General features: G+C 39.5%; 8 protein-coding genes. 5 read left to right on the top strand and 3 right to left on the bottom strand.

What is annotated here, in order from left to right; all coding sequences use genetic code 11:
* Positions 1 to 87 precede the first annotated feature (87 nt).
* Positions 88 to 501, bottom strand: coding sequence for a cation transporter dimerization domain-containing protein (locus SporoP32a_RS13215; protein WP_085428322.1), 414 nt, complete (start codon positions 499 to 501; stop codon positions 88 to 90).
* A gap of 206 nt (positions 502 to 707) precedes the next feature.
* On the opposite strand from SporoP32a_RS13215, the gene SporoP32a_RS13210 reads away from it, so the two are divergent.
* From SporoP32a_RS13210 to SporoP32a_RS13190, 5 genes are all read left to right on the top strand, one after another.
* Positions 708 to 2,381: a hypothetical protein gene (locus tag SporoP32a_RS13210; RefSeq protein WP_085428321.1), complete on the top strand. Its 1,674-nt coding sequence runs from the start codon at positions 708 to 710 to the stop codon at positions 2,379 to 2,381.
* Positions 2,382 to 2,432: 51 nt separating this feature from the next.
* Positions 2,433 to 3,884 (top strand): S-layer homology domain-containing protein, encoded by a 1,452-nt coding sequence (locus tag SporoP32a_RS13205; protein WP_085428320.1) that lies wholly within the window; start codon positions 2,433 to 2,435, stop codon positions 3,882 to 3,884.
* Positions 3,885 to 3,902: 18 nt separating this feature from the next.
* Positions 3,903 to 6,272 (top strand): S-layer homology domain-containing protein, encoded by a 2,370-nt coding sequence (locus SporoP32a_RS13200; protein WP_085428319.1) that lies wholly within the window; start codon positions 3,903 to 3,905, stop codon positions 6,270 to 6,272.
* Between the two features lie 159 nt (positions 6,273 to 6,431).
* Positions 6,432 to 7,061 carry a YflT domain-containing protein gene (locus SporoP32a_RS13195; RefSeq protein ID WP_158232638.1) on the top strand — a complete coding sequence of 210 codons (630 nt, stop codon included), beginning with the start codon at positions 6,432 to 6,434 and terminating at the stop codon, positions 7,059 to 7,061.
* Positions 7,062 to 7,244: 183 nt separating this feature from the next.
* The gene (locus SporoP32a_RS13190; RefSeq protein ID WP_085428317.1) at positions 7,245 to 7,928 is read left to right on the top strand and encodes a C40 family peptidase; all 684 of its coding nucleotides are present in this window, start codon (positions 7,245 to 7,247) and stop codon (positions 7,926 to 7,928) included.
* 40 nt (positions 7,929 to 7,968) lie between these two features.
* On the opposite strand, the gene SporoP32a_RS13185 is transcribed toward SporoP32a_RS13190, so the two are convergent.
* A complete protein-coding gene (locus SporoP32a_RS13185; protein ID WP_085428316.1) occupies positions 7,969 to 9,528 on the bottom strand; it encodes an FMN-binding glutamate synthase family protein in 1,560 nt (519 codons plus the stop codon).
* Between the two features lie 145 nt (positions 9,529 to 9,673).
* Positions 9,674 to 12,190 (bottom strand): S-layer homology domain-containing protein, encoded by a 2,517-nt coding sequence (locus SporoP32a_RS13180; protein WP_085428315.1) that lies wholly within the window; start codon positions 12,188 to 12,190, stop codon positions 9,674 to 9,676.
* Positions 12,191 to 12,233: the final 43 nt, after the last annotated feature.

Here is a 12,233-nt window from a genome sequence, read left to right as displayed (position 1 = left end):
TATCAATATTTAACAGGACTATCGACATTTGTGGATTTTTGAAATGTAAAATACCGCCCTTCAGATAGGACGGTATTCATATATTCATTATTTAACTTCTTTCGTTTCCTGCACAAAGGTTTCTCCGCTTTTACGAGCTTGGATATCAATGCTATGTTCTGGATACTCTTTTTCAAGGCGTTCGTTGTATTTTTTGACAACCTTTTCTGCATCTTCTTTTTTCATGTCGTCAGCTACTTCAAAGTCCAACAAGACAAAGCCACCTGCATCTTCTGTAATAATCAAACTTACTTCAGATACGCCCTCTTCTTTGGCGAATTCCTCTTTTAACTCATCATTACTAGCTGTTGTATCAGATTTATCTACTGGTTCTTTAACAACATCTTTAGCTGGTTCGGTTTGTTCTTTATCCACATTTGTTTCTTTTTCAGTATCCGCATTACAAGCTCCTAATAGTAGAAGTGATAGACTCAGCGGCGCTAACATCTGTCTTTTTTTCATGATAAACCGACCCTTTCTTCTATTAACTATAATGTGTATCCTATCATATTTGTAAAACGTTGACAAAGAATTCGATAATAGGGTTGTATCTTATAGTCACTTGTATTGCGAAAAGACTAGATGGGAATATGAGTCTTTTTTCTTCATTTCTATATCCTTTAACCGATATAGAATTGATGCGATAAATCTTGGAGGTGGGACAAATAGTGAATAAGAGATGGTTTGCTATTTATACATGGAGCATTGCGATAATCATCGGATGCCTCTTTGGTTCAGCAAACTCAACAGAAGCAAGTGAACGAATTACCGGCACATTTGTCAAGGCGAACTATGAGGAAGTACTAGTAGATAAAGATACTACAAAGAAAGAATTACGCAGCGTCACGATCAAAAACGATGCAGGACGCACAGCAACGTATACCGTCGATAAGTACACGCGCTTATCTGTCGATACGATAGCAGTTAAAATCGACGCCTTTAAGTTAGGTATGAAAGTAGAAGCCGATATACAAAACCTCTACTTTAAAACTCTACATGCTAAAACGGATACTCCAGGAGCTGTTATTGAACCAAACGCTAAAGCTTATAGCGGTATGGTCACCTATATGGACCGAGATCGAAAAGGCTTGACGATTACACTGGATGATGGACGCGTGAAAAATGTTTATATTAATTCAGAAACGCAGTTCTTTAAGAAAGGCAAACTAACTACTAGCAGCTCTTTATATGAAGGAGATCGCGTAAATATAAAGTTCTCGGTCTATAATTCGAACTATATTACGCTTTTGGATATTTTAGAGCCTGGTGTTCAAGTGGCAGGCTTATATAAAGGAACTCTTCACCAAATTGATCCAATCAATCGAAAAATTATTGTTCGTGACGAAACAAAATTCCAGAATTGGCACTGGTATGAAAACAATCCTAAAAGTACTACCAGTTATTATTATTCAACAAAAACACCTATTTATTTTGAAAACAAACCCGTTCCCCATAATCAGTTGCGGAAGTATGCAAACATGAAAGTCTATTTAGCTACAGTAAATAAAAATGGCAAAGAGCAAGTAGAACGTATCATTATACAAAAGAACGCAGAACGAACTTTTTACGAACCGTTACAAAGCTTTAATGGGAAAACAAAAGAAATCAGACTGATGGACTCACAGCGCTTCCGCTATCATGACGGTTCTATTTTGATCCGTAACGGTCGCCTTGTCTCACCCGAATCATTAGGTGCTTACGGGACAGCTTTTGTAGCTGCGTCCGGTCCGATAAAAACGCAGTACGCAAACATCATACATATTAGTAATGATGGATTAAACAGCCCCAACCTATCCGATCACTCTATCTATTTCGGTAAGATTTCTGGAGTTCTCGGTTATAAGTTGCGCTTATCAGATGCATCCGAACTAAAGAACAACGTTTGGTCTTCTATGAAGGAAAAAGATCTTAATTTCAATAATGAAACGTATGCGGTGGAAGAACATAAGGGAGAATTTACTACCCTTATTCCACAAATGGATCTACGATTCTACATGAACCGATACGCATACTTCTATATTTCTGACGATAATCAAGTGACTGCTATTCAATTAACAGATGGCAGTAAGATCCCAGCCAACATTACACTAGCTGGACGTTTATCTAAATTAGATCCTGCGCCGTATGGTAAGGTCACTCCTACAAAAATCAGTGTGCGTAATGTAAGCAGATGGATGAAAGGTGCATGGGCTGATCAAGCAGAAGTTAAAGAAATGAATATTCAACAAGCTACTTTCATTAAAGACGGTGTCGTAATTCAACCTAGTGATTTAGAAATTAACGACAGACTGTTTATTATTGCTGAAAGTGTTGTAAAAGGAAAAATCATTCTAGTAGATTAAAATCAGGCAGTGAGAGAATTCTCTTACTGCCTAAAAGAAGGTGTTGTATACATGAAATTCTTTACAAAAATAAGTACTAGTATTCTATTCCTCTCTGTTCTACTAGTCGTTTCACTGAATGCTACTGCTGCATCAGCAAGTCCAATTGACGTAAACGGTGGTGTCATGAACGAATATGAGTATAGCGAAGTGTTTTTCCTGACAGGTGAACCCGTTACGTTTACTGGGAAAGCTGTTGTGACGGAAAAAGCGAATAAAAATACGCTTACTCGCACGTACCGTTTTACACTGTCTGGTGATAAAGAAAATGCTACGTATCGAGATGCAAAACTTACAAGAAGCGTGAACTATGTAGCCAATGTTAATGAACACGAAGGTAAAGGGCAAACCACTTCACAGTTTGAAGTAAAAGGCTATTCTGAAAAAGTAACTTTTGGCAAAAACACCTATACTCTTGCTGATTATCAATATTCAGAAGGAATGGTTGCTGATAACCTACCCGCTTCCACTTTTTATTCAGGTAATATGGTTGGTCGAAAAATCTATAAATATGTTGACGGTACAACCAAAAATGAAGATATCATTACTGTTCATTTAAATGGGCGTAATATGGGCTATAAGAACTTTTGGGGTGCTACTGAGACACAATTGATGGACTCGGAAATCATCACACCTAATGGTTCTGCTTTTGTTACAAGTAAATCGTCTGACAGCAAATCACGAGTCATGGTATATGAACCGTTCGATCCTTCCATATCGAGCTTCACAGGTGGACACTCCGTCATCAGTTCATCCGATATGGTAAGTGAGTATACGTACAATATTCCATTTGGCATTGGTAAAGGTAAGATGGAATTACAGAAGAAAAACTTGCCATTAGTTGAACGCCTGATTGTACCAAAGTTTCGTGACCTCGATCGACATCAGGCAAAAGATTCGATTGAAAAACTGTATTCACTCGGTATTTTTGATGAGAACTCTCAATTCTTCTCTCCAAACACACCTATGCAGCGCTATCAATACACTACTGGTATTTTAAAAGCAGTCGATCTTCGTGTTTTGGAAGAGCCGAAAAAAAGTAAAGTTCCGCGCGTTCCTATATTTAAAGATCTATCCACAAAAGATCAAGACTATATGTATATCGAAAGTGCAGTGGAGCAAGGAATCATCACTGGCGTTACACCGGATTTATTCCAACCTGACAGTCCTATCACACGTGTACAAGCTATTGCTATTCTCGTCCGTGCTCTAGGGATGGAAGGTCGCGCTCCAAGTCCAGGATTCAAAACACATTACGTCGACGACTATAAGATTTCTGCGTGGGCAAAAGACAGTGTCTATGTAGCAACTGAACTCGGATTGGTAAAAGGTAATGAACAAAACTATTTCAATCCAAAGCAACCTCTAACTAGAGCGCAAGCAGCATTGCTAACATCTCGTTTCCTTGATTTTTTGGAGAATGATTTGAAACAAAATTATCGAGATGAAATCTTTTTCCAATAAGAAAGGAGGACCACTCTATTGAAAGCACGCAATCCGTATATATGGGGTCTACTGCTCGTTCTATTTGCCCTTTTACCGCAACAAGCATCTGCTAAGACTTCTTTTACAGATGTAAATGATCGCTACTGGGCTAAGGATGCTATTGAATGGGCATCAGAAATCGGTTTAACATCCGGTTATCCAAATGGGACGTTCAAGCCGGAACAAGCTATTACAGAAGCACAACTCGTAACGATGCTCGTACGCTTTGACCTCAACTCCCCCAATTCGTTCCTTTCAAGAAAAGGTGAACATAAATCGATGGGGAATTATCGTTACTTGGCTAAACACCACTTGCCCTTACGTGGATTAAACAGTGGTACTGCTAGAAACTCCGCTTTACAACGAGCGTATGCGGCGAAGATATTCGCTGCGTATCAAGGTAAAGACTTGTTTGCACAAGAAGCAGTGTATTATCTTTACACACATGATCTAGCCAATGGATTAACAGGTAAGAATGATTACCAAGACTTTGCACCAAAGAGAAATCTAACACGTGCTGAGGCCGTCGATATCATGCACAACATGTTCAAAGATCAAGGGCGGCATATGCAAGGTCTCACATCTAAAGCAAACGGTAAAGACAATGCACAATATGCAAAACCTCTAAAGTTCGTGGAGGAAGATGAAATAGAATTCGAGCGTCCTAATCAACCTTCCCTTCCAGGCAATCCTACGGGGAAACCACAAGGAACCGTAACAGTTGATATAGATAAACCAACTTTGACTGCGAATGGCATAGATGAAACGTTCATTACGTTTACATTCCGTGATTGTAACGGCGAACTGATTCCTTATGAACAAGAACTTGAATTCGAAGTAACTTCCAAAGAAGGTGCAAGGATTGAAGTGCATGCACCTATTCAACAGTCAGATAAGCCAATAATTCCGCCAACACCTGACCCTGTGCCTAAACCGGAACTTAAGCCACAGGATCCAGAAGATCCCGACCGTGAATTTGCAGAAGCAGAAACTGTAGTGGCATCGGCTTCTGCTGTAGTCGCTGCTGCGAACTCTTGGTATCCACATGCAATTTCAGACGGTCCTGAAGTAACGATAAAAGTAATCGCCCCCCGTACAACTTCTGAAAAAGTGGATACGATTACTGTTACGCCTGTAAGTAAAGTAGGAACTTGCCCACTTTCTACAGCTTCAGCAAACATTACGTATGTACCTAGAGCAGAAATTCAGTTGAAAGTTGAAGAGGGAAAGAGTTTCAATAATGGGATTACCTATATTACTGCCATACTTGCACGACCAGGCGGAGCACGCATTACAGACTTTAATGGTTATTTAAAGTTGGATTCCCTATACAGCTTGCCTTTTGAGAATTCTTTCATAAGGTTCAGTAATGGAGTTGCGAATACATCCTTCATAACACCGACCACTCTAATGCGGAATGAAATTTTTGCGACAGCGATAGCAAATACTTCAGTTACCGATAGTGCGATGCTGTCGATATTAGGAAAGAGCTTTAGTGAACCTGTTTCTTATGCACCTCCGTTAACTACAGATATGACGTGTACGAATGAAAAACCTGAAATCGGTTTTCTAATAGATTCCTCAGGTAGTATGGAACTGAATGATCCTGATCGTTTGCGTGTTTCCAAAACAGAGGAATTCATTACAGCTTTACAAGCAGACATGAATATCGCTACACACTTCACCACTAGCGGTATGTTTTTAGCCAAAGGTGCACCAAAACCTGTTATTGACTCTTTGGCACCTGGAGTAAAACAAAGTGGCGGTACAAGTATTGCAAATGGTTTAAAAGTCGCTTTCAGTAAATTCACACTGTCCCAGCCAAAAACGCTTATTCTTTTAACTGATGGCAAATCATCTAAAATACCGATATTGAAAGAAGTGGAAAGAGCGAAAGAACTTGGCATCAAAATTTACACAATTGGCCTAGGAAAAAACTTAGACACCGAGCTATTGGAGCAAATAGCTCGTGACACAGGTGGTCAATACTTCTTCATAAAAGATAGTATCGAACTACCTCTTGTCTATCAGTCCATTTTACAAGAAATTAATTGTGGGACACCAATCGAAACATGTTCACTCAGCGCGTCCATTTTCCAATCTCCATCAGTCAAACTGACAGCCAGTGACATCCGTATGTCAACGGAACTATTGACTGCATGCGGCCCAATCAACAAAGTAATCGTTCGATTCTCTTCAAAAGACGGAAACTTAGATTATGAACTTACACATAGAAGACAAGGGATTTATATGCTGAATAAAAAACAGTATGAAATAGAGGACTTCCAATTAAGTTCAGATGCAACGTTTATAGCATATGATAGCTCTGGGAAAGAGATTGGACAGCAGAAAGTACGTATAGAATAATACAAAAGTCGATCAAGAGAATCTAACTCTTGATCGACTTTTTTAATGTAAAACATATTACTATTCTGCACTTCAATACACTCTCGAAGTCTGCTATGTTTTTGAAGAACGCCAAACGGGTATGTAATGTATAGCAACTATAAAGAAGGAGGCTATACAATGGATGAACTAATTAGCAAAACATTTGTTGGTGTATATTATAACGATGCTGACCTTCTAGACAAGATCAAGGAACTTAAAGAAACAGGTTATCTAGATGATAACATTTATGTTATCGCTAAAAATGAAAACGATGTATCCATGCTGCGCAGTAGAACAGGCGCGGATGTGTACTCCGCATACGACACGTGGACTGACCGCTTTATGGACTTCCTAACCGGTGAAAATCATATTAAACAAATGATGTACGGTATAGGTATGGATACGATTCAAGTAGACCGCTACTACGAAGAAGTTCAGCATGGCGGCATGATGCTGTATGTGGATGAAGGCTGGGCATTCAGCGTATATTCAAAAAATGAGCTTTTTAATACAGACGGAATACCCCCTAGTGCGACTAAACCTGTTAACAATCATAATAGAACAGCAGATCCATTTATTGAAAACATTAATTCTGAACCTTCTTACGGAGGGTATGAGCCTTTGCAAAATGCCGCTCATCCAGAGGTCCAGTCTGTAAACAATCAAGACCCTATTATTCAGACGAATGATCTTACTTCAGAAGTGGACGATGCAGTACGTGTCGAACAAATTACAGAAAAAGATCCTTCTGAATTTCCTAGAGACTAATTATATTCAAGACAAGCCTCCTTTAAATATAAGGGGGCTATTTGCTTTGTTACAAATCCTTTACAAAACTTCCTTTCTGTAATGCCTTCTTAATATGAACGTAATGTTTCACTCTTCAACTGTCGTGTAAGATATTACTTGCAGCTAGAAAGCGACAAACATTATTCTGGAGGAGAGTCATTCATGAAAAAGCTTTTGTGTTCAATTTTGATGGCGTCAGTCATGATTATGGGGTTTACAGGCGGAACAGCCGATGCCGCTAGTAAAGCAACAGCAAAGAGTGGTACATACATAACGGTACATAATTCAAACGTTCGTGCAGATGCAGGAACAAAACATAGAAGAGTATTCACTTTAAGAAAAGGTACTCGCGTTCAACTAACACATCAAAAATATGTCGGTAAGCAATTATGGTACAAGGTGAAAATTAACGGTAAAAAAGGATATGTGTCTAGTTCACTGTTGAAAAGATCTACAGGAAAAGCAGTAGCAGCAGCTTCCCCTACTAAAGGTGGAGGTTCTGGTGTTGTAAAAACCGCAATGAACTTACGTGGAATTCCATACCGTTTCGGCGGCACTACAACTAGAGGATTCGACTGCAGTGGATTCATTCAGTATTCATTCAAGAAAAATGGTAAGTCTATTTCTAGAACGACAACTGGGCAATTCAAACAATCTTCAAAAATCAAATCACCAAGACCTGGAGATCTAGTATTCTTCCATAACACATACCGCAAAGGCATTTCGCATGTAGGTATTTATGTTGGTAACAATAAATTTGTTCATGCTGGCGGGAAGAAATCCGAAGTTGTCAACTTGAACAATCCATACTGGAAATCTAAATTCAATAGTTTCAGAAGAATATAATAAGCAAAACGACCCGATGAGAATTCATCAGGTCGTTTTTTTATTCGATAGAGTGGATTTTGCCACGCTCATCTTTATAAATCACATGATGACGTTCGAATTTAGTAGGTGAATCTAGACCAGCAGCCGCGGCTACACGAAATAATCCTTCTCTCATCGTTAAAATGTAGTTCGTCACACGGAACTTCTTCTCTTCGACAACAAGAGCGCGCTGTAAACTTTTGTCTGTCGTCGCAACACCAGCTGGGCATGTATTCGTATGACATCGTTCCGCCATGATACAGCCTACTGAAATCATGAAACCACGTGCTACTTGTATTAAGTCTGCCCCTAAAGCCAATGCGATGGCCGCTTTATCAGGTGTGATGATTTTACCTGAAGCAATAATTTTTACATGATCACGCACTTCAAACTTACGCAATGCATCATCCAGTAGAATGAGAGACGAACGAAGTGGTAAGCCCACACTGTCTGCTAAATCTTGATAAGTTGCTCCTGATCCACCTTCCGCTCCATCAAGTGAGATAAAATCAGGACCCATACCGGTTTCAGCCATATATGATGCTAATTCTTCCGCATCCTGCTTACCACCAATGACGACTTTAATACCAACAGGCTTACCACCCGCATGACGAATATCCTCAATGAAAGAAAATAACGTCGGATAGTCGTGAAACTGTTTAAAGCGGTTCGGACTATTAATAGAAGTAAACGGTTTTACACCTCGTATAGCCGCAATCTCTTCCGTCACCTTCTCCCCTTCAACATGTCCTCCACGCATTTTTGCTCCCTGTGCCAACTTGATTTCGAATGCTTTAATTTGTGGTATTCTGGCTTTCTCTTTTACTTTTTCAATATCGAACTGTCCATCTTCCGTCCGGAATCCGAACAAACCTGAACCAATCTGCGCAACGATATCCGCTCCACCAACTAAGTGATGATCAGATACTCCGCCCTCCCCTGTATTCATCCATGCACCTTTTGCCATACCAATCCCTTTAGACAGTGCAGTAATTGCATGATCGCCAAGTGCTCCATAACTCATGGCAGACTGCCCAAGCAAGCTACGCACAACAAATGGATGCTCACAATTCGGTCCTAGTACAATCGCATCTTCTTCAGGTAATAGCCAAGGCAATGTTGTTACTTCTTCGCGATGTTCTTTACGCGAGAATAAATTATCTGTGTCGACTTCATAGCGCATCGTACTCAATAGATTATCATTATCGACACGCATCTCTTCATTTTGTTTCGTAAACATCGCATTGCGAATATAATGACCCGGTTCCTGAAAATCCCGTTTAGAACCGAAACCGATGACACTGTTTAAATATTTTCCAGGCATCACCATATGTAAATACTCTTCACGGCTGAAGGGTTTGCCGCTGTTATCGTCATTGAATAAATACTGTCTAACCTCAGGACCCGCCTTCTCAAACATATAGCGCACTCTACCTAAAATCGGATAGTTACGTAAAATCGCATGTTGCTTTTGACTACGGTCAAAAAAGTATAGAAATATGCCAATGCTAATCGGTATCGCTAATATGATGAGCACTACTAGCGAAGTTGTAAAATTAATACCTTCTAACCAACTCATGGCCCCACTCCTCCCTAATTATCTGTACTTTACTTGTACCCTTGATAGGTGACTGACTAAACGTAGAAAAGCCCTAATCCTTGAATAACTCCAAGGATTAGGGCTTGATGTTGCTAGTTTAATGATTTGTTAGAATAGATTTTGATTATTTTGGGACGTTTACTTCGATAGTTTTTGTTCCAACTGGTGTAGACTGTCCTGTTTTCTTAACACTCACAACAATCGTACCTTGAGCTCCCGCATTAACTGTACCTCTAACGTTTCCGCCAGATACTTTTAAGTCAGTAGTATCTTTTGCATCACCAGAATAACTAGTTGCAATAGTCCCTAAGACAATATTTGAAGTTTCACCTTTTATATATATTGAACCATTTCCATCAATCTTTGGCTCAAACTCAGTAGAAGTCAACTTGATACCGTCTGGTGCTATTATTGGTAAATTTAACGCTTCTGCAACAGTAACTGCTTCAGTGTCTTTAAAGACAACAGAAGAAATTGCAGGAGTAGTGTTAACTACTGTAATGGTTGCTGAACCTCTTACAATATCCCCTTCTTTGATTAGAACATCTGCCGTACCTGCTTCTTTAGCAGTAACTGTTATTTCACCAGTAGCATTGTCTTTGCTAACTGTTGCTACGCTTTCATTAGAAGATGATACTGTGTACTTGTCTTCAATAGCATGACCCTCTATATAAAAACCTTGACTATTATACTTTTTCCAAGCTAATTGAACACTACCATCCTTAGATCCTTTAATAGCGTCAATTGTCAAATCTTCTCCAGGTATTATAGCTTCTAGCTTTCTAGTAGCTACTGTTTCATCATCCGATACAGCAACTGCAATATTACCTAGAACTGTATCTCCAGATTTAATTTGGACAGTTGTAGTTCCAGCTTTTATCCCTTTTACATTCACAGTAGCCTTACCTTCTGCAACTGCTAAAGTAGCTGCTGGAACAGTAGCAATCTCAGCATTTTTTGACTCAACAGTTACATTGCCAGCATACAAGTCACCATATTGGTCTTTAACTACTACATTAGTGCCTTGTGTTGCACCTTTGATTAATTTAGACTCAGTTGATGATAATGTAGCACTGCTTGCAACACGTTTACCAACACCTACTGTAAGTTTTACATCCTTCGTAACATCGCCTACTTTAGCTACAATCGTAACTTCTCCAGTACTGATTGGTGTTACTTTACCATCTGAAGTAACCGTTGCTACGCTTGGATTAGAAGAAGTAAATGTCGCAGTCGGATTTGTAAGTGTCGCTCCGCTTAACGCAATAGCTTCTTCAACTTTCAATGTTGTTACACCATTTTCAAGTGAAATCTTTCCACTCTCTACAGTTACTCCATCTTGCTCAACTGAAATCTTACTAATCTCAGAAGGTGTATTAGCAAAGTCTACTACCTTGACGTCTACTAATTCTGATTCAATAGTTTTTCCATCTTTATCTGTCACGATAACTTTATACGAGAAATTATCGGTAGTAGCCAATTTCTTCAACGTACCAGTTGCCTGCTCAGAGAACACACCAGTATTAGTAGATTGGAACGCAACCTTATAACCAGCATCCGTCAATTTCTTCATATCAACCGGCTTGCCATCAACGTTGAACGCTAATTTTTGGCCCGCTGTATTAGCATTCACCTGAGTAGTAGTAGCTGTAACTTTCTCTACTTTCAACTCATACATGAACTTGAATGGAGTGACTACATCGTCTTCTCCTTCAACTTCTGATTTAGTCGTCAAGTTAAGAGTCATTTCTTTACCCGACGTTAGTTCGTTTTTTAATTCGATTGTCGCTTTAGTACCGTCTGCATTCGCTTTGAATGAAGCCAGTTCATTTCCTTCAATCTTTAATTGTTCTGCTTTCAACGTGTGTAAGTTCTTACCTACTAATTCAAGTTCTTTTTCGCCAGTTGCTGTTACAGAAGTGATTTCAGATACTTCTGGTGCTTCTGGTTCTTCAGTTCCAGGTACTTCAACTTGAATAGTTTTATATAGGAATGAAGCGAACTGTCCACGTGTAGTTGTTTCTTTTGGTCTGAAGTTTGGCGCAGCTGGATTTGTGATGTCGAAGAAGTCGAGTACATCAATTGCCGTACGTGCCTCAGCCTTTGCTTTGTTCAAATCCACTACATCTCTATCAAATTCTTGTTCTTGAACATATGTTAGTAGGTTTGTCTTGTTCACTGAATCATACGCACGAACCAATACAACCGCCATGTTTTCACGCGTGATTGATCCTGCAGCTCCTAATGATCCATCTTCATACCCTCTGAATACATCGTTATCTTTAACGATTGCAGCAGATTGCAATAGATCATCATTGGACTTGGAAGTTAAATCCGTGAAACGTGGATTCGTTTTATAGTCTGTTGGAATTGAGTAACCTTTAGATACAAGCCATTTTCCCATTAACTTTACTACGTCAGAACGCGTTAAAGTTTTATTAGGCTTGAATGAACCGTCCGGGTAACCATTGATAACACCTTCTGCTGCTAGTGCATCAATTGCTTCCTTGTGTGAGTTCGTGTCGACTACGTCATTAAAGTCTGCCGCACTGACAACTGGTGCCACCGCTGATGCTACTAATGCTGCTGACGCTACGCCTGTTAGATACTTGCTGTACTTCTTTTTTGATTGTGATTTCATTAAATAATTTCCTCCTCATAATTTGTAGAAACGCTAATGCTGG

The sequence above is a fragment of the Sporosarcina ureae genome (assembly GCF_002109325.1).
Classification (GTDB): Bacteria; Bacillota; Bacilli; order Bacillales_A; family Planococcaceae; genus Sporosarcina; species Sporosarcina ureae_C.
The sequence above is the reverse complement of the archived record's forward strand: the minus strand, read 5'-3'. Positions and strand labels throughout refer to the sequence as shown.